18 protein-coding genes are annotated in these 25,632 nt (G+C 44.5%); 5 read left to right on the top strand and 13 right to left on the bottom strand.

Features of this window, described 5'->3' with window-relative positions; translation table 11 throughout:
* The first annotated feature begins 7 nt into the window (after window positions 1–7).
* From OH459_RS23595 to OH459_RS23585, 3 genes are read left to right on the top strand one after another with little or no spacing between them, the layout of a single operon-like run.
* Complete coding sequence (locus OH459_RS23595; RefSeq protein ID WP_269989029.1) at window positions 8–1,312, top strand: type VI secretion system ImpA family N-terminal domain-containing protein; 1,305 nt, start codon at window positions 8–10, stop codon at window positions 1,310–1,312.
* Window positions 1,313–1,339: 27 nt separating this feature from the next.
* Window positions 1,340–4,729 (top strand): type VI secretion system membrane subunit TssM, encoded by a 3,390-nt coding sequence (tssM, locus tag OH459_RS23590; protein ID WP_069688178.1) that lies wholly within the window; start codon window positions 1,340–1,342, stop codon window positions 4,727–4,729.
* 32 nt (window positions 4,730–4,761) lie between these two features.
* The gene (locus OH459_RS23585; protein WP_005449466.1) at window positions 4,762–5,214 is read left to right on the top strand and encodes an Lrp/AsnC family transcriptional regulator; all 453 of its coding nucleotides are present in this window, start codon (window positions 4,762–4,764) and stop codon (window positions 5,212–5,214) included.
* A 97-nt stretch (window positions 5,215–5,311) separates the two neighbouring features.
* Here the strand turns inward: OH459_RS23585 and tssG are convergent, their stop codons facing one another.
* From tssG to OH459_RS23520, 13 genes are all read right to left on the bottom strand, one after another.
* Window positions 5,312–6,310, bottom strand: coding sequence for a type VI secretion system baseplate subunit TssG (tssG, locus tag OH459_RS23580; protein WP_256901602.1), 999 nt, complete (start codon window positions 6,308–6,310; stop codon window positions 5,312–5,314).
* Window positions 6,307–8,055: a type VI secretion system baseplate subunit TssF gene (gene tssF / locus OH459_RS23575; RefSeq protein ID WP_269989028.1), complete on the bottom strand. Its 1,749-nt coding sequence runs from the start codon at window positions 8,053–8,055 to the stop codon at window positions 6,307–6,309. The genes tssG and tssF overlap by 4 nt, the downstream gene beginning before the upstream one ends.
* Before the next feature lie 10 nt (window positions 8,056–8,065).
* Entirely contained in the window at window positions 8,066–8,476 is a 411-nt protein-coding gene (tssE, locus tag OH459_RS23570) for a type VI secretion system baseplate subunit TssE (RefSeq protein WP_005449472.1), read from the bottom strand.
* A 61-nt stretch (window positions 8,477–8,537) separates the two neighbouring features.
* On the bottom strand, window positions 8,538–10,013 hold the full coding sequence (tssC, locus tag OH459_RS23565) for a type VI secretion system contractile sheath large subunit (protein ID WP_005449474.1): 1,476 nt from the start codon (window positions 10,011–10,013) through the stop codon (window positions 8,538–8,540).
* A gap of 8 nt (window positions 10,014–10,021) precedes the next feature.
* Window positions 10,022–10,528, bottom strand: coding sequence for a type VI secretion system contractile sheath small subunit (gene tssB, locus OH459_RS23560; RefSeq protein WP_005449476.1), 507 nt, complete (start codon window positions 10,526–10,528; stop codon window positions 10,022–10,024).
* A 26-nt stretch (window positions 10,529–10,554) separates the two neighbouring features.
* Window positions 10,555–12,132 carry a type VI secretion system protein TssA gene (gene tssA / locus OH459_RS23555; RefSeq protein WP_269989027.1) on the bottom strand — a complete coding sequence of 526 codons (1,578 nt, stop codon included), beginning with the start codon at window positions 12,130–12,132 and terminating at the stop codon, window positions 10,555–10,557.
* Window positions 12,132–14,132 carry a serine/threonine protein kinase gene (locus OH459_RS23550; RefSeq protein ID WP_269989026.1) on the bottom strand — a complete coding sequence of 667 codons (2,001 nt, stop codon included), beginning with the start codon at window positions 14,130–14,132 and terminating at the stop codon, window positions 12,132–12,134. The genes tssA and OH459_RS23550 overlap by 1 nt, the downstream gene beginning before the upstream one ends.
* Before the next feature lie 223 nt (window positions 14,133–14,355).
* The gene (locus OH459_RS23545) at window positions 14,356–15,300 is read right to left on the bottom strand and encodes a hypothetical protein (protein ID WP_017188927.1); all 945 of its coding nucleotides are present in this window, start codon (window positions 15,298–15,300) and stop codon (window positions 14,356–14,358) included.
* Entirely contained in the window at window positions 15,293–16,285 is a 993-nt protein-coding gene (locus OH459_RS23540; protein ID WP_269989025.1) for a DUF2169 family type VI secretion system accessory protein, read from the bottom strand. The genes OH459_RS23545 and OH459_RS23540 overlap by 8 nt, the downstream gene beginning before the upstream one ends.
* Complete coding sequence (locus OH459_RS23535) at window positions 16,266–17,585, bottom strand: hypothetical protein (protein ID WP_053052226.1); 1,320 nt, start codon at window positions 17,583–17,585, stop codon at window positions 16,266–16,268. The genes OH459_RS23540 and OH459_RS23535 overlap by 20 nt, the downstream gene beginning before the upstream one ends.
* Window positions 17,586–17,680: 95 nt before the next feature.
* Complete coding sequence (locus tag OH459_RS23530; RefSeq protein ID WP_017188924.1) at window positions 17,681–18,166, bottom strand: hypothetical protein; 486 nt, start codon at window positions 18,164–18,166, stop codon at window positions 17,681–17,683.
* Entirely contained in the window at window positions 18,166–20,244 is a 2,079-nt protein-coding gene (gene tssI / locus OH459_RS23525) for a type VI secretion system Vgr family protein (RefSeq protein WP_239967802.1), read from the bottom strand. The genes OH459_RS23530 and tssI overlap by 1 nt, the downstream gene beginning before the upstream one ends.
* A 72-nt stretch (window positions 20,245–20,316) precedes the next feature.
* Window positions 20,317–20,835: an Hcp family type VI secretion system effector gene (locus OH459_RS23520; RefSeq protein ID WP_005449492.1), complete on the bottom strand. Its 519-nt coding sequence runs from the start codon at window positions 20,833–20,835 to the stop codon at window positions 20,317–20,319.
* A gap of 454 nt (window positions 20,836–21,289) precedes the next feature.
* Between OH459_RS23520 and tssH the strand changes: the two genes are divergently transcribed.
* Both tssH and OH459_RS23510 read left to right on the top strand, forming a co-directional pair.
* Complete coding sequence (tssH, locus tag OH459_RS23515; protein WP_239212160.1) at window positions 21,290–23,968, top strand: type VI secretion system ATPase TssH; 2,679 nt, start codon at window positions 21,290–21,292, stop codon at window positions 23,966–23,968.
* Window positions 23,955–25,592 carry a sigma-54 interaction domain-containing protein gene (locus tag OH459_RS23510; protein WP_269989024.1) on the top strand — a complete coding sequence of 546 codons (1,638 nt, stop codon included), beginning with the start codon at window positions 23,955–23,957 and terminating at the stop codon, window positions 25,590–25,592. The genes tssH and OH459_RS23510 overlap by 14 nt, the downstream gene beginning before the upstream one ends.
* Window positions 25,593–25,632: the final 40 nt, after the last annotated feature.

Genomic DNA, 25,632 nt, shown 5'->3' with positions numbered 1-25,632 from the left:
AAAAAATATGTTTTTCAGCGACTTCACTCGAAGACCGATCGATGAAAGTACCCCTAGTGGATCAAATCCTAATGGCTTAGATGATTTTGACGAAATAAAGCGTCAAATAAATAACTTAAATAAAGTAACCGGAAGAGTCTCATGGAAGACTGTTCAGACTCTGTCAAAGAAGATTCTTAGCACTCAAGGTAAAGACTTTCGATGTAGCTGTTACTTTACGGTAGCCGCCACCCACAACGATGGCTTAAAAGGCTTAGTTGAGGGTTTGAACTCGTTGCTTGATTTGTGTGTCGTGTATTGGTACACCGCCTACCCTGAACACGCAAAGGCTAATGCTCGTATCAGTGCCATCGAATGGATGGTTGAATACACCGAGAAACGAATCAAAAAACAACGAGTTTTACCAGAAGAGCTTCCTCTCATCGAAGCGGCACATCAATTATGTTTACGCATCGAGGAAGAGTTGCGTCTTCACTATGGCATTAAGGCTCCATCTTTTGGTCGTATTCGTCGTATCTTGAATCAATGGATTGAAGAGATTAAAGAAGCGAAAGCCAAAGAAGTCATGGCATTAGAAGCGAAGCAAACTAAGCCAGAGCCGCCTAAACCAGTCACTGGAATTAAAGTTGATATCGCACCACCACCGAAGACCAATGCGAAACATATACCACCAGCTCAAGAGCCTGAAACATCCAAATCAAGCCGCGTTGTGCTGCTCTCCGTGGTTGGACTACTGGGTGCGGCTTTGGCTTCTCACTTTATTTATAAGCAACATCAGTTTCAGACACTAAAAGTTGAGATTGAGCATGCCTCTTTGACAGAGCTGACGAACATCGTCGGCTCATTTAGCGTTGAAAACAAAGATCACTCCCTCTCTTTACGTTCAGCAACGATAGAACGATTAGATACGTTGATGACGGATTGGACGCTCGATCCTGTAAAAGTAAGCAGAGTAAATACGATTGATGAGCTCACTCATGAATTGACGGAAATCTACCCTGACTCATCTTCAGCTCAACAACTTCGTGAGAATTTTTTAGATCAACGTTCTCGTTTCGAAAATGAATTCGATGTCATATACAAACGCTTTACCTATGCTAGGACGGTATTCGCTAATGTCGCTAATCAGAATTCAGATAAAGACTCTAAGAAGGCGTATGAGTATAGCAATTCACTATTTCCCCTTCTGGGTCGAATAGAGTTTGCAGAAAAAAATGCGCAGCAAAAGGAAATTGAGCGCTCCCTCCTTTTACTGAACACCTACCTATATAAGATTAATCAGTTAAAAACTGCGTCAAACGACAATAAGTAACAATACAAGTAAAGAAGTTATAGGCTTATGTTCAAACAAAAAATACTAAGAAACCCGATCGTGGTTTCTACCATAGTGGCTTTAATCTTGGCTGTAATATTTGCAGCAGTATATTTATTCTTACTCGAAGATGCAGATAAGCTTTATCTATGGATTGGTCTAGGAGTCATTGCTACCTTTTATCTTATATTCCAGTTTTCATTGTGGCTTAAGAAAAAGAACAACTCAAAAGCACAACGTTTAGAAACCGAAGAAGAGGCGCTTTCAATGGTGATTCGCCCTCTTCTTTCTAACGCTGGAAAAAAGCCAATTTATCTAATGATTGGTAATAAAGGTTCTGGACGACGCCAATTTTTGTTTAACTCCAGTGCGATTAAACCGATGGACCGTTCTCGTACGGCAAAAAATGACTTCTTTGAATGGTATGAGTCTGACAGTGCCGTTTATGTCAAACCAGACCAACGCCTCGTATTTCAAGAGGTATCCAGTAGCGACGCATCATTGTGGAATACATTCGTTGATGAAGTTATTCGTCATCGCCCAAGAAAACCATTTTCTGGATGTCTATTCTTTACAGACTTTGAATTCATGATCGTTTCAGAATCAGAGCAAAAAGACTACACGATTACTGCCCTGTTGCAGAGACTAAGCTCTATCAGCGAGAAAACGTCTTCAGCACTGCCTGTTTACATGATGATGTCTAAGCTTGATAAGCTAGATGGTTTCAAAGAATACGTTCATTTCAGTTCTCTTAAGACTCGTGTAGAGTTTCTTTCCATTCCTTTAAAAGAAGCGAAAGGCGTAATCACTGAGTACTATCGTGACGGATTCCGTAACTTAGTGAAAGTGCTGGAAACAAATGCGTTAGACGCATCCGCAAACTCAGCGGATATCGACGAAAAACAAGCCATTCTTGCTTTCCCAAAACAGTTTGAACTTTGCCAAGCAGAAATTAGTTATGTACTTGAACGCCTTTGTGATGCAAACAGTGGTGTTTACTCTCTCGATATTCGTGAGATCTTCTTCTGTTCTAGCTTGCAAGGCGGTCGTAAGTACAACTTGTTGGCGAAAAGCTGCAGCAATTACTTCAATTTGCCGATCATTGCTTCTGAGCACACACAACTTACAGAAACCCCTTACTTCTCTCGTTTCTTGATTGATTCTCAGATCTTACCGGAGAGCGACTTTGCGGGAGAAAACAAAACGTATCTGCGCTTGATTCAGCGCCAAAGCCATTTAGCTATGCTGGCATCAGTTATTCTATTAGCTGGCGGCGGCTATTTCTTTGTCACAACACTAGATAGCAACTTGCGTGTGATTAACCAACTGCTCGGCATTGACGACAAAGGGCAGGTAGAACAAGAAGCAAGCTTTAATCAGCTATTAGTGAGTGCGACTCGTGCAATTCAACCTTCATACAGCGCATGGTTAGAAGGTTCTCGTGCGCTTGATGAAGAAGTACTACCTTTGAACATCAGCCGCTTGGACCAAACGACAAGACTGGCCTACGAAGCACTGCTCAAAGAAGTCTCACAACAGCTCATGCCAGTTGTTGAGAAAGGCTACCGTCTGGAACTGACTCATAATCAGCACGACATTACTGCGACACTGCCTTTACTCAAAGGCTACTTAATGCTGAATGATCCATCCAAGCGCGATATTCAATTCCTACGTCGTCAGACGCTACAAACATTAAACGATTTGAGTGACAAACCAGATGTTGTGAATCAGGCAATGCGTTACCTGGATGCTTATTTCCGTACCCAGTTCGCCCCTGTCGACATCAACATGGACATTGTTCGCGCTACTCGACGCTCATTGCTTGCTCACTCTAACGTAGATCTTGTTTATGCTGGTATATTGAACCAAGCAGATGCCATCGACCTTGGCACGCTCGATCTTCAACGCGCGGTTGGCTTCGAATTCAATAACGTTTTCAACGAACCACTCGACGATAACCGCTTGGTCATCGATAAGGTTTACACTTCAACAGGCTTTAGTACCTTCTATCGCCCTCGTGTGGATTTGATGTCACAACAAGTGATCAGTGACAACTGGGTTCTTGGTTTATCTAACCATGTGATCCCTACGAAACAAGAACAAGAAGCGTTCAAAACTCAAGTCCGTAAGAAGTACACCGATGACTACATCAACTACTGGCGTAATGCGCTGAGTGAACTGAAAGTCCACCATTACAACAATGTCGGTGATCTAACCAATGCTATCGACTTAATTTCAGGTCCATCTTCGCCGATGACCACAGTGTTAAAGCAAGTCTACGCCAACACTCAGTTCTCCCCTGTCGGCGAGAAGAATGCATTGATTGCTAAAGTAAACCCGAAACTGGCAGAAGCAGCAGATTCGGCATCAGAAGCAGTAGAAGAAGCAGTGAAGCCTGACTACTTGTTAATGAAGCGTGTCGAACAAGCCTTCCACCTGTTGAACCAACTTCAAGTCAGTGAAACACCTAACTCCCCTACTCCGTGGGATGAAACGATTGCAGCATTAAGCCGTGTTCGTACTTACATGAAAGACATCGCTGATGCGCCAGACCCGCAAATGGCCGCACTTGCTGCAGCCCAGCACCGAATGAACAGCACTGAAGCCGATCCATTGATTAAACTTAAGCAGATTGCTCAGAAATCGCCAGAGCCAGTGCGCAGTTGGTTACTTGATGTCGTTCAGCAAAGCTGGTCAGTGATGATCAAAGAATCAGCAAAAGGCATTCAAACCCAATGGTACAGCGAGATTTACACCAAGTTTAAAGAGCTAGGGCTTGGTAAATACCCATTTGATCTGAACGCGACAGAAGAGATCTCAATTGAAGACTTCGAGCTGTTGTTCGCATCAGGTGGTTTATTAGACACGTTTATTCAGAAGAACTTCGCACCGTTCTACGATACTAACTTGTGGACACCAAAACAGGTAGATGGCGAAACCATGCCTCTTTCTCCTGCCCTATTGGTGCAATTGCGCAACTACAACGTTATCCGCGATACGTTAATCAATAAGAGCACAAACCGAGTTTACATCCCGTTCAGTGCGAAAGTACTAGACCTTGATTCGAGTGCTATCAGAGCCAGTCTGAAAATTTCAGACACTGATATCAACTACTATCATGGTCCGAGCCGAATTCGTGAAATGGAGTGGCCGCCGCAGAACGGTGACTTCAATATAAGAATCACGATCCAAGATGTGACAGACGAAGGCAAACAACACGTTCTAAATAAGAGTGGTCAGTGGGCGATATACAGATTGCTAGGTGATTCGACCCTGACAAACACTCATAACGGTAGCTTCGTCAGTGACATAAAAGTGTCAGGAAGGGATTTGAGCCTTCGTATCACCCCTTTGACACAGAAAAACCCATTCACTCTAGCTGAGCTGTATAACTTTACACTCCCAGAGTCGATTTAATAACAATATAAAAACCAGAATAGGCAGAACACATGATTTCAAACATGACTTTACAAGGCTTAGACAAGTTAGATCGTAAAATACTTTCCAGTCTGTTATCTAACGGGCGAGAGTCGATTGCGAATCTATCTCGAAATATCGGTTTGTCTCGTACTGCTGTTGCAGAAAGAATTAATAGATTGGAAAAAACGGGGATTATAAAAGGCTACACTGCACAAATCCGCGTTGAAAATGAAGGTCGCAAAGCTGCCAGCTACCTGCTGATTTCTTGCGAAAAGGGCAAAAAAAACGACGTAACAAATGCCCTTAAAGAAATTCCAGAGGTACGACTGACAAGCGTTGTAGGTGGTAGCTTCGATATTATCGCGCTTATAGAAGCACCAGACCTTCAGTCTATTCACCATCTATGTAATGAGATTGAATCTTTTAGCGGTATTCAGAAGCTCGACACGACGGTTGTTCTTCATCAACCAATCAGCCGATAAGTTTTTGGTTCCCGCCAAATATTCTATACAGACGAAAAAGCCGCGAACAACTCGCGGCTTTATTGTAACTGGCGTTTTCCCCATCATATGATAAGCATTAGATGCTGCCAATCAGGCGAATCTTAGCGTCTTTGTCACCCGGATTACCAAGCCAAAATGTTTGCCCTAACTGGTTCCCTTCCCCATTCCCCAGTTGGTTTTCAGGGATAGTATCGAGGTTAACCGTTAACTTAAGATCCCAAGACATCGGGTCACGCAAAATAAAACGCATCAAACCTACTAAGGTTTTATGTAACTCACCATCGTAAGAAAACTGCTTAAAAGTTTCAAAATCAATGTTGTCGATGCACAAATTAAACTTACCGTTTAAGTCTGCAATGCTTTGCCCTAAATGTAAGCTTTGACCCAACACACAATTGGAACGGTTTAATTTGTTTCGCTGACTCTCAGCAATTTCAACACGCCTATATACCCACTCTTCGATACGGACACTAGGTAACGAAAAGTAGTGTGAAACTATACCTGAAATCAACTTAGGAGAACGTGTGCGTGTGGACAGTTGATTCACGTAAGAGAGAATTTTCGCTCGATCTAACTCAGCGACGTCGCAATCTTGCATTACGCCGGATAGACCAGCCAAATGCAGTATACGCCCGGAAAAAGCGTCGTTCGCACCACTTTGATACTGTACATGGTAACGGTATTTCTTCCATACGCGATACAGCAAACTGGTATAGCGATTATGGAAGAAATCAAAAAAGTCTTTTACCGGATTGTCATCTGGGTCTCGCCCTGCAAGTTTCTCAGTATAAGAAGCTGGCAGTGGTGAGCTAGAACCATGCAATCCAAGAAAGTTCGTTTCTACGCGTGAATACTGCTGCCCGTTTCTTTCCATATGAGTGATAAATTCCATATCGCTCTTTGGAAAGCAAAGGTTTGACGACACACTGAACTCGATACGTTCTTGATGAAAGTATTTGTTCTCACCGACTGCGATAAACTTAGAATTTGGTTCAAGCTGGTAATGCTTCTCAAGCAGCAACACCGCTTGGTAGAAGCTAAACTCATTCGACTTATCAGAAAGTGTATTAATCATAGAATCGTCTGCTGCCCAATGAGGCTTGCCCAGTTGTAAACTTCCCCGGTTGCTTCATCAAACACTTCCAGCTCGGTAAAAGAGTTCACACTCGAATACAGACGAATGAACTCGTTCAGTACCGTTGCCATGAGAAACATATCGCCTTCGTTTACGAAGAATTGAGAGTTAGTAACCAACTTAAATTGATTACCACGTACTGAAACGCCTCTGAACACACGGTCGATTGGTTTCATCTCTGAAGAAATAATGCCATCAAGTCGATGAATCGACGCGCGATGTGCTTGCCTGTCTACACGAGAATGAAAGTCGTAAGTAGAGAGCAGAACTTTCAACACATCGATATTCGCTAAAGACAAATAGTTGAGCGACATATTGGCGATCAGCTGCCATTGAAGCTCGCCGTTTACCTGAGGGCTGACCGATTGGGTCGGTTTTGTGATGTTTCTAAACGTCGCATACGTTGGTGATTTATGGGTTGCATAAGTGATGTCACCTACCGACAGACGTTCGGCTAGGTCCGCGTTACTGCATTGCAGTTTCATCAATACTGTTTCGGTACCTAAATCCGCAATGTCACCATTGTGAGTATGGAACGAGATATAGCGCTCTAAACCCCTTCCGCTTACTCGCTCGCCTACCTTCGATTTGTAGAACTCTCGTTTATCACGTTGGTTGATTTGGTGCTCAAAAGACTCGAATTCGATAAGCGGTTTGCGACGGCGCTCATCTTTACTCCAGCTCTCTACTTGCTCAATCGAATACACTTCATAGTGTTCTTGGGTGCTGCTCTGCGGGCGAACTTTGTATTCATTCCGGCGGTGCTCTAAACGAATTGGATCCCCATCCTTTTGGAACAAGTTTACGGCGGGTGTGCAATGCAGCCTTAAATGTTTATCTTTAAGCACGACTTCTGATGGCAATGCGCGCTTAAAGTGGAATTTGATTTTCACCGTACTGCGCTGTGGGATGCCTTTTAGCCACTCGAGTCCTTTTATATCGAAGAACATAAACTTATCTGGCAAAGAAAAGAACTCTTGCAGCAAACGATAACCCGCAAATGAGTTTTTGCTATAAGGCAGCAGCGCCTCATCTTCTTCATGCCCTACTGGCGTAACGTATTCTGGACCAAGACGATGTTTGTAGCCGCCACCGACATCCAGTTCAACGTAATCCAAATAACGGAATAGCCATAAAAACACCGTGCGAGTGATATGAATCTCACCATGCAGGTGTAGGCGCAACGTATCCAAACTGATGCGAGACAGTTCAAGCCCATGCTCGGTTGACACCGTGACATCAATCGCCGAGCTGGTGCGACTGTTGGTTTGTTCAATGTTGGCAATCGTGATTGGGTATAGATTTACATCGTAACAAGTGCGGAAAAGGCACTGAGTACCTTCCACCTGTTCGCTTGCCATCTCTGCGCCACGTTTTACTAGGGTTTTCTCAGTAACACTGCCCGTATGTGGTTTGAGTTCACTGATACACAAAGACGGAATCGAGCGCATGTAGTGGGGCCAAAGCAACGTCATTAACGATTGTGTTAACTCTGGTAGCTCATCGTCTATCTTTTCTCGAATACGCCCGGTCAGAAAAGCAAAACCTTCAAGCAGTCGCTCGACATCTGGATCGAAGGTTCCTTCAGAGAGAAAGTGAGTTAACTTCGGGTGATATTTGGCAAACTCACTCCCCGACTCACGCAAATACGTGAGTTCATCTTGAAAGTATTTACTGTTACTCAAGTGGCACCTACTAAACGTTAAATTGACCGTCGGTTCCCATGTAGACATCGATCGACATTGGGACTTTACCGCCGTTATGGGAAACTTCGCCGTGAATACCAAAACCGAGTTGTAGTGGGTTATGGTGATCTTCACGGTAATGAACCTCGACATTCAGAAGCCTCGGCTCAAAGCGTTCTATGGTTGATGTGATGTTCTTTTGAATATGACGAACGAGGTTCGTATTGTTGGAAAGCACGTCGTTAAAATCTGGCAGCCCATAATCACTGTCTATCATCGCGTTACCAGAATGCGTGTTCAGCAAATCAGCAAGATGAGAATGAATGGACTCGATCAAATGCTTGTGAGACATCACTTTCTCGTAGCAATTCTTTGGTTCACCTAGCTCGATCCGCTCTAAAAGACGATAACCTTTTTCCATGTTCGGTCCTACGAAAAAAGCAGCCAGTCTTCACTGGCTGCTTGTTGGTTTAAGCAAAGGGCTATTGGTCTAGTTTACCAACTAGAGACAAGTCGAAGCTTGCGCCCATGTACTTAAAGTGAGGGCGCACAGACATTGATACTTTATACCAGCCAGGGTCCCCTTCTACGTCTGATACTTCAACCTTAGCAGCACGCAGTGGACGACGACCACGAACTTCCGCTGGCGGGTTCTCCTGGTCAGAAACGTATTGACGAATCCATTTGTTCAGTTCGATTTCTAGGTCAGAACGCTCTTTCCAAGAACCGATTTGCTCGCGTTGTAGCACTTTGATGTAGTGTGCTAGACGGTTGATGATGAACATGTAAGGAAGCTGAGTTCCCAGCTTGTAGTTCATCTCTGCTTGTTTGCCTTCTGGCGTATTCGCAAACACTTTTGGTTTTTGAACTGAGTTTGCAGAGAAGAATGCTGCATTATCAGAACCTTTACGCATGGTTAGCGCAATAAAGCCCTCTTCTGCTAGCTCATACTCACGACGGTCAGAAACAAGGATCTCGGTTGGGATCTTGGTTTCGATTTGACCCATTGCTTCAAAGTTGTAAACCGGTAGGTCTTGAACTGCACCACCACTTTGAGGACCAATGATGTTAGGACACCAACGGTACTTAGCAAAAGATTCACTGATCTTAGACGCCATTGCGTACGCTGAATTACCCCATAGGTAGTTGTCGTGGCTATCTGTCACTTGCTCATCGTAGTCAAACGCCTTAATTGGGTTATCTTCTACAGAGTAAGGCGTACGTAGCATAAAGCGAGACGTACATAGACCTAGATAACGCGCATCTTCGTGCTCACGCAGACCACGCCATTTCGCGTACTGTGGTCCTTCGAATACAGATTTAAGATCTTTTAGGTTTGGTAATTCTTCGTAGCTGTCTAAACCGAAGAATTTAGCCGATGCTGACGTGATAAATGGAGCATGAGACATTGCACCTACGTTCGCCATGTATTCCATCAGTTTGATGTCTGGCGACGACGCTGACATGTCGTAGTCACAGATTACCGCACCAACAGGTTTACCACCGAATTGACCGTATTCACGCGTGTAGATTTGTTTGTAAAGACCAGACTTCACCACTTCTGGTGCGTCTTCGAAGTCATCAAGAACTTCATCTTTCTTCGCTGAGATCAGTTCAATTTGAATGTTCTCACGGAAGTCGGTGTGGTCAACAAGGTACTTAAGACCACGCCACGTTGATTCAATCGCTTGAACTTCTTCGCTGTGAAGAATCGCATCAACCTGCTTAGACAATTTTTGGTCGATTTCAGAGATCATCAAATCAACTAAAGATTGATCTACTTTCTCTGTGTTCGAGCTGCTTAGTAGCTCACTGATGAATGCTTCTACGCCGCGTTTCGCAACGTCAAAACCTTCATCACTTGGCTTTAAACGAGTTTCGTTAAGAATGCTATCCAGAAGTGAGCCTGATTCAACTAAGGCTGCTTCTTGTTCTGGCGCTTGTGCTTCTGCAGACATGGTATCCCTTACTCTTCTTTCGCTTCTTGGTCATCGCCAATGCTTAGTTCATCCAACAGTTTCTTTCTCGCTTCTTCATCTTGAAGAACCGATGCGATCTTCTTACGGAACGCAGGAACGTTACCTAGAGGACCTTTAAGTGCAACTAAGGCCTCGCGAAGCTCAAGCAGGCTGTTTAGCTCAGGTACGCTTTTCGCGATCGCTTCAGGAGAGAAGTCCTTCATGTTTTGGAACGTCAAATCAACGCCGATTTGACCACCTTCTTCATCAGAAAGACGGTTTTCAACGTTAACTTTAACGTTTGGAGACATGCCTTCTAGCACTTCGTTAAAGTTGTCTTTATCGATATTGATTGGAGTACGTTCTTCGATTGGCGTCTCATCTGCACGTGCAGTAAAATCACCAACAACCATCATGCTCAGCGGCAGCTCTACGTCATCTTGCGTATCACCAGTTGCTGGAACATAACGGATATTAATTCGCTCTTTAGGAGCCACCGAGCCGTCACGTGACATAATTAGTTCCTTATTTAACTCTTTAATTAGTCATAAATTGCTTTCCACTCTTCATACTTCTCAGGCAAAAGGTCCTTACTTCTGAATAACTGATGGAGTGTTTTTCGAATCAGGTCTTCTAACTGTGACGATAAGTGGGGTTCCCAGCTCGCGAGATTAAACGCTTTTTGTACTTCCCAACCCTTCTCAAGATAAGGCAGACACAACGGGTATAATCCAACAGACTGGTAAGCTGCTATCAATTGTAAATACAGCATGAACTGTCCACGTCCCGAGCTATCCAGCTCAAGTTTGCGGGCAAGTTCAGCGGCATATTCCCCTAGATTTTCTAGAGTGATATCCTCCATCGGCAGCGAATCTTCTTCAGAAATCACAACCGTTTGAACAACGGGTTGAGAAGACGAAGAAGTTGCATCTTGAGTCGATAACCAGCTCAAGGTAGCTTCATCTGCAAATGGCAAAGAATTCTTAAATGTGAGGTACTCGATGCCCTCTAGCGAATCAACAAAACGCTTCACTTCCTGTTTCACAGCAATTGCTGCGTCATCAAAACCCAAGTTATTGAGCATCAAAGACACCAAGTAGTGACCCGTCAGCCAAAACGGCGCATCAGTTAATGTGCGCTCCAAGCGTTTGATGGTGTCGATATCGCTTTCTTGATTGGCTTTATCTCGGTATTCCGTTTGTTGATCGGACGATACCGCCAAACTCAAAGGCGTTTGATTGTTTTGATGATCAGGCAGACCGTCAATGTCATCCCACGTTAGATGACGATAAATTCGGTAAGCCAGAGGATCACTTGGGTTGGCATGAAGCATCACTTCCGCGACTTTCTTCAAGGTGCGTTTCGAAGCGGTTGGCGACGAGAAGTCCGTATCGATATCGACTTCTTTTGTGACGGCTTTCTTAACTGGTGCAGGTTTAGAAGTCTGCAAAACCGTGTTAGATGCCGTAGTTTGCACATCACTCTGCACTGGCGTTTCTACCACTTCGGCTTTGGCAGGCTGTGCCGCTGGTGTCGCTTGTTCTATAGCTGCTGTTGCATCGTCGCTCTGATTGTCGACAGCAACTTGTTGAGACAACACATTTAACTGCGTACGAATCTCGAAGAAGTCCGCTTCCGAGTCTTGGTAGACGTCGTCGTACTGACGCTGCACATCTTCGATGGTTGAAATACAACTTGAAACTAATTCCCAAGACTGAGGGCTTTCAGCCAACTTGCTGCTCACCAACTTAAATTGATGGTTCAGCCACTCCACTGCGCCATCTCGACCTCGCTTTCGCGACGGATACAGTTCAACACCAAAACGATTTAACGCCTCACTAAGCAGCTTCAGACCTTGTTCAAAGCCTTGCAGTCCAAACTCTTCTGTTAGAGCGCGAACGAGGTAACAAATTGCTTTTAAATCTTTGCTGTGATGCTCTAGAACTTCAGTGGCATGTGTTTTTACGACGCTCCAATCTACCGTTTCACCAAACAATGAGCCGAATTTCTTTACTTCGGATTCCATCATTTCATAGCAAAATTCGTAGCGAGCATCCTCACCTACAGGTGCGGAATCAGAGATGGGAGCGAGCAAGCGTTCAATTTCAATGACTGACATTAACTTCTCCCCTCTACTAAGTAGTCTCTCAGAGCGCGTTCAACCGCGATTGCACCACGCGCAGGACGAGAAAGTTGATGACTTTTATCAATGGAGTCTCTAGCCATGCTCTCAAGCAGGTCGGTAATTTCGCCAAATTTCTTTGGGGCATTTCGCTCAAGGTCGGATAGTGAATCGTGCAGCTTTTGCTTATCAAATACGGATTGCTCAGTGACTGTACTAAACAAAATGAACTCGCTTCGAGCAACAATGAGATCCGTCACCTTTTTGTTGAGCTCTGGCGTATTACCAAAGTAAGCTTTAGCGGCTTTAGCCTCTTCAATGGCTTTGGTATAGAAGTGATCTTTTGCGTGTGAATCGATAGACGCATTGATATTTTCCATCACTTTATTTGGCAAGACTTGGCTATAGAAATAAGCTTCAGATTGATTTAATAACCAAGCAGCTTTCATTTCTTCGTCTGCAAGCTTTGCTTCGCCATCGAGGATTAAGTTCGCAATCTGTTCGTCTTTACTTCCTGCAACAGCAGAGATCTTCATTGAATCTATCGAAGCAACATTCAAACCAGCCATCACTTTGGTCAAGGTTTTGTCTGCGTATGGGAATAATGCTCCATCATCAACGAGTTTTTCTCGCAGCGTGACCAGCTCTTTGCGTAAATCCACCAGCGTTTTTGGTAACTCATCCGCCAAAGCTTGATAAGACGTCAATTGAGTCTGATTCTTTTTGTACAACTTAGACAGTTTCATTTGTTGTACTTGGTAAGCTTCACGATAAGGCGCAGTCGAAATCACGTCTTTTTCCATATCGTTAAGTGCAGTTTCAATCGCCCAAGGGGGTTGAGCCAAAAAAGAAGCCGTTTGCGCTGGTTTGATGGTGCTCACCAGTGGTGTTTCCGTTTGCGAGATAGGCTGCGACTTAACGATCGTTTTCCACTCTGGCTGATTCTGCTGGTACAAGTAGTGACCCGTTACTGCCACCACACTCAATACCAAACTCGCTTCTAGCACTTTAAAGCGACCGTAACTCGCTTTATCTTGAGGTTTACAGTGTGTCAGTAATAAATCGGCATTGCGTAAACTGCTAAAAATAGGAGCATTCGATTGTGAATCAATAGATTGAGTGTCAATACGTGCAAGTTGCTGGGCAAAGGAAATTGCCGTGTAGCCGTGCCCTCTTGGGTTATTAATCACCTGCTTAAGCAGTTTCCAAATATGGTTTGGAATTAATGCCGGACGTTTGCGATCTTTTAACTGTTTGTGCCAAGCATCACCAAAGATCGAACCAATAAATAGATGGCCAGTTAATAGCGCGAGCGAATATACATCGTCTTGTGGTTCTGTCGTACCTGTCTCGAGATACAGGGGGGACGCATAACTCAAACTCGCTTCAGCATGAGACTCGTTTTCACCGATGTAGCGCGCGGCACCAAAGTCGATCAACTTAACGTAGTCGCCCTCACTAACAAGAACATTTGACGGCTTAATATCAAGATGGCAAATACCTCGGGTGTGCATAAACTCCAGCGCACCCGCAAGTTGGTACACTAACCAAGCAATGTGGTCGTGGCGAAAACCTTTAGAGGAATGGCGTTCCATCTTCTCTGCCAGTGATTCACCTTGAATCCACTCGTACATTAAATATGGGCGTTCGAATTCGTTACCGATCTTAATAAAATCAGCGACGCTTGGGTGCTGAGAGAGCTCTAATCTGCTTGCTTCATTGACCAACATTTTATTGGCAATATCTGGGGCGTCTTCATTGACGACTTTACAGCAGATTTGTTTTTCTGGTTGACCCTTTTTGGCGAGATGATAGACGGTCGTCCTACCATTTTTCGATAACAGTGTGTCTAGCACATCAAATTGTGAAAAAAGTACATACTCAAGCTTTGGCTTATTTTTTTGCGCCAATCTTTGCTCGTTCTGTTTCTTTTTCTCAATGGCTTTAACAACCAATTGATCAATATAACCTTTGGCTGCTCCCTGCTTATCTGACACTTTGCACTCTTTTATCGAACAAATATTATTAGGCCGAAATAATATTTGCTGAAACATCCTTGTTTCAAGGCTGGTATTTAAAACGAACGGTAAACCTATTACTTTAGTGATAATTACTAAGTTATTAGACTCATTAACTTACGCTTTCACTACATCAATTATGTTGTTTTTATCGAGTAAAGGTTCTTGAAAAGACTTCAAGGATATTACTTTAAGAATCACACTAGCATGCCAATAATTGAAGCATCCCTTTGTCGCCATTAAAATCAAACATTAATAACGATGCCGGTTGGTTAAAGTGATGATTCTTAACCGTAAACGCGATAAGCGCAAGTGACGAACAACTGCCCATCATTCCCCATAACTCATTGATAAGATTAGGTTGTTCTGGATCAATGAAGCGTTCTGCTTTAGCACCTAGAGCAAAACCATAATCTTCCGTATGCGCGCGTAGGTTTGTCATGTCTGAATAAACTTCACCAAACGAATCAAGTTTTTTACTCACTCGCTGCACAAGTCTAAACATGCCTCTTCGGTCTGCGGTATTCAATTCTGTGTCGATATAACCAAGCTGTGCTTGAGGCTTAAGTTTCAATGTTTCTAAAGTATTTCTTCTGCAAAGAATTAACCCCGCTCCCCCCTCACTCGGAATAACACCCCATGGGTTATTCGTACTCATTACCATCGCATCGTCAATAAGCTCTTGCATCGAACTCACCGTAGAGTCCACGCTAATGCACATCATGGCGTCGTATTTATCCATAGACTTCATTGCCTGTAGCACGAAGCTAGGACCGCTTGCATGCACGGCTTCAACCACAGAAAGAAAGTCAGAATAGTCACTTTCACCGAGCCACTCTTGTATCTTCGCTAATGAAATTGTCGTTGGCACAGAAATAAGTAACGGAATCGGCTTCAAGGAGCGAGGTAGTTGGACCAAAAGGGAATCCAGTAAGTGAGCCGTTAGCTCACAGGTTTTTCCAAATAATTCGCTCTCTTTCGTGTATTCGATTGTGGCAAACGTAAATCGTTCAATACCGTCTTTACCGACCATTTGATCAAACCTAGCTAAGTCCGCCTTAGCCACGCTAGTAGCAACGTCCAGGTTCATTCCTGTAGGCGTCATGACTTCCATGCCTAACACGTAACGACCGGTTGAGTTAGGCATGCTCGCTTACCTCTTCTAATTGGGTGATAGACGTAGAGACCAACAAATGTTCTTTGTTCTGACAAGGAAACGCGGCTGTATAACTGATTGATACGGCTTTCTTTTCAGTATCAACGAACAAGGTATACATCGCCATATCGACCTGGTAGCTGCCGTCTTTGAAAGTGGCGGTTGCACGATACTTCTCTTTAGGAATGCGAAATGAAAGCGTGTCATCATGACAAAAGCCGCTCATCATTAAACGCTCGCCTCCATGAAGAAAACCTTTGCATTGTTGGTCGGTGGGCGCGCTTTGAAAAAAGCGCCTATCGAAGTCCAGCGGTAGCATTGGTTTGCGATTTTCAATCCAATCTTCATCAAACGTGCCAGCCAGTTTTTGGCGAGACTCAAAAAATGGGGGAATAGGTCCAAAGCCCGCCACTCGCAGATTTTTTGAAGTAGCACTCCACTCTTCTCTCGGGTAGAAAACCGAGGGCACTTTCTGCTCAAGTAACGCTTTATTGGAATCAGCGACACCACCGCCAATTCGGTTACGTAAGTCACCACCGATCGCGCAGGTGTAATCAATATCTCTTTCTATAAAGGGCGTCGGTTTACTGAGTGTGATACTCCCCCCGTGTTCAACCCACACGCGCTCTCCGTGGATAGCGAGAGTCTTATCGATATGACCATCAATCAGAACTCGGCACTCTTGGTATGTCACTGGCTTTTTCGCGTAGCTGCGCGCTTTGCCGTAAACAAGTACATCTGTGTTGTCTTTGGTATACGCAAACTCGTGGTCAACTTTCATCGCAGAGAAGCCTTCTTCGCCCAAATATTGGGGATCATCGAAGATTTCACTTTCACCTAATTCGTGCCAAACCACTCCATCGAATTGCCAAGTACGTTTAGCGACAACAACCCACACCTCATCGCCGTTTTCATCACGTTGAAAACGCCCTTTAAGTGATAGCTCTGGGTGCGCTTCAATATCCCATAACTGCATTGCCATTCCTTAAGTTGAATCGTTCGATCGCCGAAGGTGCGGCTTTTAAATTGTTAAAGTTCCAGTCTTGCTGATGGATCGGCATAGCCATATCCCATGGCACATAAGCTCTTGATTGAATACAGATTTGACGCCATAACCAATCGCGGAACATGACATCAACATTGGCATCTTGCATCGCCGCTAAAGTAGATTCGAAGCTCAATGCATAACCCATACGACTGGGTAGGTTTTGGACATACTTTTCATCTTCCACCCACTCGTTAAGCAAATCGATAATCTCTCCCCACTCATGCTCAACGCCAATGTCTTGCGGAGTCAGGGGAAGAAGTTTTCCGTAGACCACATACAATGCTTGAATCCAAACTTCGCCTTCATCTTCTTCTAAACTTTGCAAGTGATCGATGATTCTAGGTACTAGCCTGTGATCCCCACTCAGTGCAAAATCGACAGGAGCTAACGAAGAAGAAATATCAAACACTTCAAACTCTCTAAGCTCCAATAATTTTGCAAAAGTGAGTATTTGATCAGAAGGCAACTGACTCCGTTCAGTACCAAAATACTGACGGAACCAAGTGCCTCGGTCGCGTTTAGTAATCAAACGTTCAAACAGATACTGTTCGCCATTAGCATTGTCGTTGATCCATTCAATACCCTCTTCCACATCCTGCAACGCCAGTAATGGCAAAGCGATATTGGAAAGGATGATTTCCGCTTTGTGCCAACGTTTAATCAACGCAACACTCAATGCTTGGCGGACACGTAGGCACTCAAAATAATACGCGCTGGCTTTCACTTTACCTTCGATAAGTTCAGACATCACACTATCGATATGCTCTACTGGCGATTGCGTAACAATCACCATAGCGGTATGCCTGTCTAGCTCTTCGAGTAAACTCAGACCACACAAAAGGTTATCAAGCTCTGAGCCTAACTCTCCTTGAAGCATGATCCAGGTATAGATTTCTGGCTCTTGGTTTCTTAATTGATGAATCAACCCCGGTGCTAATCGATAAAACGATAAGTAAACCTGCTTGAGCTCAGCAATTTGGCGCTCAATGAGCTTGAGATACTCCAATTCACGACTTGGATAACCACGTTTATGAATTTGGACTCTTTGCCTAATTAAGAATCCGAGGCTCTCTGAGGCGATAGAAAGCTTTTCGTTGCAAAAGGTCAGCCATGTTGCTGGCAGTTGGGAAAGGTCGCTCACTGCACGTTCGGCTTTCGCCAACGCACCTTCAACGTCTTGATTGGTTATAGGTGCCTTTAGGTGCTCGACACCGATTCTTTGTCGCATCTACTTATCCATTGTTAGCGTACGAGAACGCGATAGCAGTCAGCTAGTAGCAATTAGTTAGTAATGATTAGTTATTAACAATCAGCTCGTTGTGCTCAGTTAATTGCTATCGTTCCACCTTGAATTTTTTGTGCTTTTTCTGCTTGAGAGGTGACGTACTTAGCCTTTGTGGTGATACGACCATCGCGCCCGCTATAGCGAGTTTCTGTCTCTCCGCTTTTAACGATCAGCTCCTGTTCTGTCTCAATCACCATCTTTTTGGCTCTTAATACAAATTCGTCAGAATCATCCAAAATGGAAAAGAATATGTCCGTCACAAATGGCAAGCTTAAGTCTTCGTTCAGGAATTCAATTCGACAACTTAACTGGTTATCGATGGCCATTTGTAACTCAGAACGACGAAAGCCACGCCCTAACCTTGCGGTAAGTGGCTGGTTAAATGGATTTCCATCAAAATTAACTCGAACACTGCCTGTGGATTCGTTGATGGCGACTATGGTTCCAAAGCGCGAAAAGCAAGCCGGAGTATCGGCTTGCTGTTTCGTGATAGTTTCTGTAGTAAGTGGTTGTTTTTCCATCATTAGTTAATCGCTACGTTACCACCCTTCACGACGACTTTATCGCTGCCCTCAATGGTGATTGAAGAGCCAGACAGCTTGATTGAGCCATCACTGTTCATCACTAATGAAGAGCCGCCTGTTTTCAACACAATCTTGTCACCACTGATGATTTGCGTCGCACCGTCGGCTTTGTATGATGTGTTACCTTTGACCGATACCGTTAAATTGCCGCCTACGGTTTGATTGTCATCGGCACCGATGTCCGAACTCTTAGACGCCCCTACCGTCAGGTTACTGTTTTCACCCACGTCCAAATCGTCGTTTTTACCGATCTTAGTTGTGCGGTTATCGCCAATTTCTAAATCAGAGTTATTCTTTACATACTGAGTTTCGTTGGCGTTGTAAGTGACGGTTACATCTTGCTCTACGGTCTCGGTAAATGTGCTGTTTACTTGCGTAGTCTTATGACCATCAATGGTTTCTTTGTGGTCACCATGCACTTCGTTGGTTTGATGACGCGCTACCTTTAAGAACTCATCCTGACCGATATCGCGGTAACGGTTGTTGAGTACTTTAGTCGACATATCTTTTTGAGCATGAATGTAGACTTCTTCTTGGTTTGCTTCGTCTTCAAAACTCAGCTCGTTGTAGCCTGTCCCCTTGTGTGTTTGGGTACGGAACGTAGTACGCGTTTTGTTCTCAGGTAGCGCATAAGGAGGGAAATGCAGACCGTTGTACACAGCCCCAGTCACTAACGGACGATCTGGGTCACCCTCAAGGAACGTGACGACCACTTCATGACCAATACGCGGCAAATACACAGCCCCCCAAGTTGGCGCTGCCATCGATTGACTTACACGAATCCAACAGCTTGAGTGCTCATCGTTATCACCATAGCGATCCCAATGGAACTGAACTTTAATTCGTCCGAGTTTATCGGTGTAGATCTCCTCACCAGCAGGACCAACCACAACAGCGGTTTGTGGACCATCAACAACAGGTGCAGCCAATTTAGGCGCTCTAAATACCACATCGCGTGGAATACAAGAGAACTGGTTGTAGTAAGTGGTTGGCATACCACTCGTTTCGTCTTCATGCACCTGTGGATCTTGCCCTGTGTGCATGACAGATAACATGAGGTAGTCACGGTTGATTTCAGCGCGAGGATGTTCACTGACATTAAAGCTGTAACCAGATGCTAAACGCATCACATCACTGCTCGCTTCAACCTGTTGATTATCAACAATATGTTCAGACATCCATTCCGTCGTTCTTACCTGCCCCATCGCAGGGTCCACGTAACGACCTGGGTAATCAAACTGCTTCAAGTCTTGGTCAAGATCGCCCGCATGCGTCATCTCTTGCGGGATCTTTGGTTGCTCATAGTTATAATCCGTGTACGTAACCTGACCCGTTCGCACCCGGTTAACTAACTCTAGATCGGAGATGTGCTCACGATCGGCAACGCCACCACCATCAGCATGATAAACAATCGGTCCAATGTAAGAAGCATTGATTGGCGAAGTCACCAAAGGTGCAATCGCATCATTACTATCCACTATTACCATGGTGTGATTTGCATCAGTATGGTCGAAGTAGTACCACATACCGTGCTCAGCCATCATGCGCTGAACGAAATGCAAGTCCGATTCACGATATTGAAGAACGTATTCTTTGGGAGGATATATGCCTGAAAGCTCGAAGCGATAATCGGTGACAGCCCCATCATCCAGCACTTCAGTAATAATATCTTGCGCAGACTTCTGCTGGAAAATTCGACAATCTTGACGCTGAGATAAAAACCAAGCTTGCGGCACCAAAACCAATTGGTATCGAGAGAAACGGCGCCCAGTCCCCAAATAGCGAACTTCATTCACGACACCGTTAAATACACGTGCAGCACCAACACCTTGTCCATAAAGGGTTAATGTGCCCGCTTTTCGTATTAACGCATCAAAAGAGATATCTGGATCAAGTGAAAGTAATGAGAGACTGATGTGAAAAGGTTTCGAAAGCTCTTCATTCACTTGAAAACTTTCTACTCGAAATTCATGCCCACATCCAGGCACTTCAAATTTAAATTCTACGTCATTCACCATATCTTTTACCTGATACAAATAATCGGATTAGGGCCAACAATTGTTGGCCCTGAATCTTTACGCAAAGAGCAATTAAGCTTCGCGTGGAGCACGCCAGTCGTCGTTACCCGCTGTACCACAGTTTTCGTGAGTCACTTCAATTGCACGGTAAGTGAACTTAAGTACTTCTTCTGTCACACGGTCTGCGGTTGCTGCGTCTTGACAGTGGTTCATACGAGTTTGGATATCTACAAGTAGCGCATCAATCAGTTTGATTGAGTAGTAGTGCTCTTGCTTACCTTGAACTGAAGTGCGGTAGAAACGAATCACACATTCAGGAAGTTTTTCACCAGATACTAGTGCGTTGAATAGTAGTGGAGAAGAACGGTCTTGAACTTTAGTTACAACAAGTGGGCGGTGTACACGCTGACCAGTTGGCTGACCGCTTTGTGGGTCACGTGGAACAGTTAGCACGTGATCAAGCTCTTGCACTAGGAACTCATCAACGTGAGCTTCTTGCCATGTGTTACCTACAGAGTCCGCAGAGTAAGTATCTTTTGTAATGTGACCTTGAGTTTCACCGTTGATAGACATATATGCTGGAGTTGGCATCGCTATTTCCTTTTCTAAAATCTGTTTTGTTTAATCACCAAATCGCTTATCACCGCGACTACTTGGTATATTCAAACTCCATGCCAACTAAAATAAACAATAAAATACAATAACTTACAAGAAATCAGCCATTATTTACCTATTTGTTAAGTACAATTTATTGGTTGAAAAACCAAAAAATTGGATTCAAATAATAATAAATTGTTTCGAATATAAAAAGTGGAAATAACCATATAACAACAAGACAATAAAGTTAATAAACCTAGCCTTTTGGTTATATTCACTATTAATTAATTCAAAATAACAAAGTATGATTCGCCACGATAAATATTACCACTAATACTCTCATTAAAATCACCAATAAACGCTAGTTAAAACATCTTGATAAAAAAAGAGCATTGTCACTTTTAGTATAATAGCCATTACATCTTTTCCTCTAAAGAATTAAATGGTCATGATAAATATAAACCTTTCTTCATTAATTCAGCGTCTACACCCGATAGCAAAAGTTGCACTAGAAGACGCAGCTGCACTTGCAGTTTCTGAAAAAGCAAACGAAGTTCAAATTGAGCACTATTTATTGAGTCTATTAGAAAGACCAAATAGTGATTTTGACGTCTTATTAAGTCATTTTGATTGTTCAGAGAACTTATTAAGACAATCGGTTCTATCTACTCTCGATACCAACGCCAAAGGGAATGGCAGCAAACCCGTTTTTTCTGCTTTATTAATTGAATGGTTACAAGAAAGCTGGCTGGTTTCTTCTTTAGATCTGTCTGAAACACAAATCCGCTCCGGTGCTCTGCTCCTTACTCTTGTTAGCAACCCTCTACGTTACGGTCAACACGGTTACGCCTCTATCCTTGAAGCCCTAAATCCTGATAGTCTCAAACGCAACTTTGCAGAGCTAACGAGCCACTCTATCGAAGCGCAAGTCGCCACGTCAGAAAACACTCAAGCTCGTGAAGATGGCTCAGCACTGAGCAAGTTCACGACCGACTTCACTGGTAAAGCACGCAAAGGCGAAATCGATCCAGTATTCTGCCGTGACCAAGAGATCCGCCAAATTGTGGACATTCTTGCCCGTCGTCGCAAAAACAACCCTATTGCGGTTGGTGAGCCTGGCGTTGGTAAAACAGCCGTCGTTGAAGGACTAGCACTTAAGATCGTGCAAGGCGATGTGCCTGACAACCTAAAAGGTGTCGAGCTTTATGGCTTGGATATGGGACTTCTACAAGCCGGGGCAAGCGTAAAAGGTGAATTCGAGAAACGCCTAAACGCTGTATTGGATGAAGTGAAAAACTCGCCAACCCCTATCATTCTTTTCATCGATGAAGCACACACACTTGTTGGTGGTGGTAACCAAGCAGGCGGCAGCGATGCTGCAAACTTGCTAAAGCCTGCACTAGCCCGTGGTGAAGTCAAGACAATCGCAGCAACAACCTGGTCGGAATACAAAAAGTACTTCGAGAAAGATCCTGCCCTTGCGCGTCGTTTCCAACTTGTGAAACTCGACGAGCCTTCTCCGGAACAAGCGGCATTGATCATCCGTGGTTTGCGCCCTGCTTACGAAAAATCACACAATGTATATGTTCGCGATGATGCCATCACCGCAGCTGCAGCGCTCTCAGCTCGTTACATTTCGGGTCGCCAACTGCCAGATAAAGCCATTGATGTTCTAGATACAGCATGCGCGCGTGTGAACATCAGTCTAAATGCCATTCCTGCGTCTGTAGAAACACTTCAACAAGAGCTTGCTGCACAACAGCGCGAGCTCGAAGCCCTTGAGCGAGATGCGCTACAACAAACAGGCGATAAACACAGTCTTGCTAATATTCCAGACCTAAAACTGGCAATGGAAGCAACAAAAGAAGAATTAGCAGAACAAGAAGCACAATGGCACAAAGAGAAAGAGCAAATCGAAGAAATGATTGCACTACGTTCTCGTTTACATGAGTTAGTGTCTGGTGAAACCGACGAAGAACAGCAGATTACTGATGAAGAATCAGAACATGAGCAAGACATTTCTCCATGCGCAGAAATGGATGAAGAAGCGGTTCGCATTGCAATTTCAGCCTGCCAAGAACAGCTAGACGCAATCCGCAATGACAACCCACTGGTTCACTTTGAAGTGGGTCCAGATGAAGTCAGCCACGTGATCTCGGACTGGACTGGTATCCCAATGGGTAAGATGCTTCAAGACGAAGCAGAAACCACTCTTAAACTAAAAGAAAGCCTAACACAAAGCATCAAAGGTCAAGAATACGCTATCGATGCACTGTCTGAAGGTATCCAAACTGCAAAAGCCGGTCTAGGAAACCCAGACGCACCGACAGGTGTATTCCTGCTCGTTGGTCCAAGCGGTGTGGGTAAAACCGAAACCGCTCGTGCAATTGCCGACCAAATGTTTGGTGGTGAGCGCTTCATGACGACCATCAACATGTCTGAGTTTCAAGAGAAGCACACGGTATCTCGCCTAATCGGTTCACCTCCGGGTTATGTAGGCTACGGTGAAGGAGGCATGCTCACAGAAGCCGTTCGTCAACGTCCATACTCAGTTGTACTGCTTGATGAAGTTGAAAAAGCCGATCCAGAAGTATTGAACCTGTTCTACCAAGTGTTCGATAAAGGCACACTGAACGACGGTGAAGGTCGTACTATCGACTTCAAGAACACGCTAATCATCATGACTAGCAACCTTGCAACGCATGAGATTGAATCTTTGGTTCATCAATCAAAAGACATTGATGCCAACATCATCGCAGAGGCTATTCGCCCTACTTTGAACCAGCATTTCAAACCAGCGCTATTGGCACGTATGTCGGTACTCCCGTTTGTGCCTCTGTCTGACGAGGCAATGACAGAAATCATCCACCACAAACTCAACAAAGTCTCTCAGCGTCTACAGAGTCATCATAAGTTGTCTTTGAGCTACGAAGATAACTTGGTTGAGTTCGTACTTGGTAACTGTCGTCTTGCTGAAACAGGCGCGCGTAACATTGATGCGGTCATCAACCGTCAACTACTGCCTCAGCTATCGACTCAGCTACTAGTGCATGACAAGGATGATTCACATACGCAAATCGAAGTGTCTGTCGATGAGCAAGGAACACTAACCTATGCGTTCAGCTAACCATAGCGAACTTAGCAGCGCCCTACTTGCGATCAGTCAATCTTTGGCTGATCGCAGCCAGCTTACCCAAACCTTAGATGCCGTGTTGACTGCTGCGAGACAAATGACCCTCGCAAAGCACGGCATCATTTTTGTTTTGGATCAGACTGGCCAGGCGTTAATTCCAAGTACCGCTCACCATAACGATAAAACGATTGTTTCCCACCCTTGGGAGGCATTGCAGATAGATTCCGCTAGTGAGAACGACCCATTTAACTTTGCCATTCGCAATGGTGAGGTGGTGTTGATTAACGAGTTGTATAAGTACAACGGCTATGACTGTGACAGTATCTATCAAACTGAGCAGACGCTGGGATTAAAAAGCGAGAATTTACTGGCTTGGCCGCTGATCGACAGCGCAAGTAAGACCATTGGACTCTTGGTCTTGCTCGATTTGAGCGTTATCGACAACGAAGCCGCACTCACCGAGTTCTGTCGCATGGCCGCAAGCAATATTCGCCAAGCGGTTTGGTTAGAGCAATATGGGCAAGTGATCAAAAGCCTGAGTGCCGATAACCAAGCACTGCTTCGTGAGAACACTCAACTCAAAAAGCGTACCCAAAAAACCTATCAGGGTCCTATTGCAGAGAGCGAAGAAATGCTCAATGTCTTGAATCGACTTGATAAGGTGTTATCCCTTCCTGTCGATGTGTTATTGCGTGGTGAAACGGGCGCTGGTAAAGAAGTGATCGCGAAATACATTCACGAAAACTCTAACCGAGCAGAGCAGCCTTTGATCGTTCAGAACTGTGCCGCAATCCCAGAGCAATTATTAGAATCGGAACTCTTCGGTCATAAGAAAGGCTCATTCACTGGTGCAGATAAAGACAAAGTCGGTCTGTTTGAAGCAGCCAATGGTGGTACGCTTTTCTTAGATGAGATCGGCGATATGCCAATGCTACTGCAAGCAAAGCTTTTGCGTGTGCTACAAGAGCGTAAGGTTCGCCCTATCGGTGCTAGCAAAGAGATTGAGGTAGACGTTCGCGTAATCGCGGCCACCCACTGTAATCTCATGCAGCGAATCAAAGATGGTGGCTTCCGTGCCGATTTGTTCTATCGTTTGAATGTATTCCCGATTACCTTACCAGCACTGAGAGCACGTCAGTCGGACATTATTCCACTTGCGGAACATTTTGTTCAGCACACGACTAACACGTTAGGTTTACCACAGGCACCAGGCTTAAGTGCCAACGTCCGTAAACAGCTTCTTGCGTACCCATACCCGGGTAACGTGCGCGAGCTTAAAAACATCATCGAACGCTCAGTGCTACTGTCAGATTTTGAAACCATCACTCACATTGAGTTTGGTGAACAAATACTAGAAGATGTGCCAAGCTTCGAAGTTAATGCTGTCTCCCCTGTTACCGAGCAACCTGGACAGCCAGTTCAAGAACCAAGGCGTTCTGATTCTGACGATGGCTTGATGGGTCTTAAGGAAGTGGTCAGTCAGTACGAGCGCACAGTGATCATCGACTGCTTAAATGCCTGCAACTGGCACACCAAGAAAGCCGCCGAACAGTTGGCTCTACCAATGAGTACCCTCAACCACAAAATGAAAAAATACGATATTTCTGCAGCGGGTTGATTGGAGAAGCGAAAACTCCTACTTCAGTTTTCATTGATAA

Origin of the sequence: Vibrio sp. MM46, assembly GCF_027587135.1 — a bacterium.
Lineage (GTDB): Bacteria > Pseudomonadota > Gammaproteobacteria > Enterobacterales > Vibrionaceae > Vibrio > Vibrio harveyi.
The sequence above is the reverse complement of the archived record's forward strand: the minus strand, read 5'-3'. Positions and strand labels throughout refer to the sequence as shown.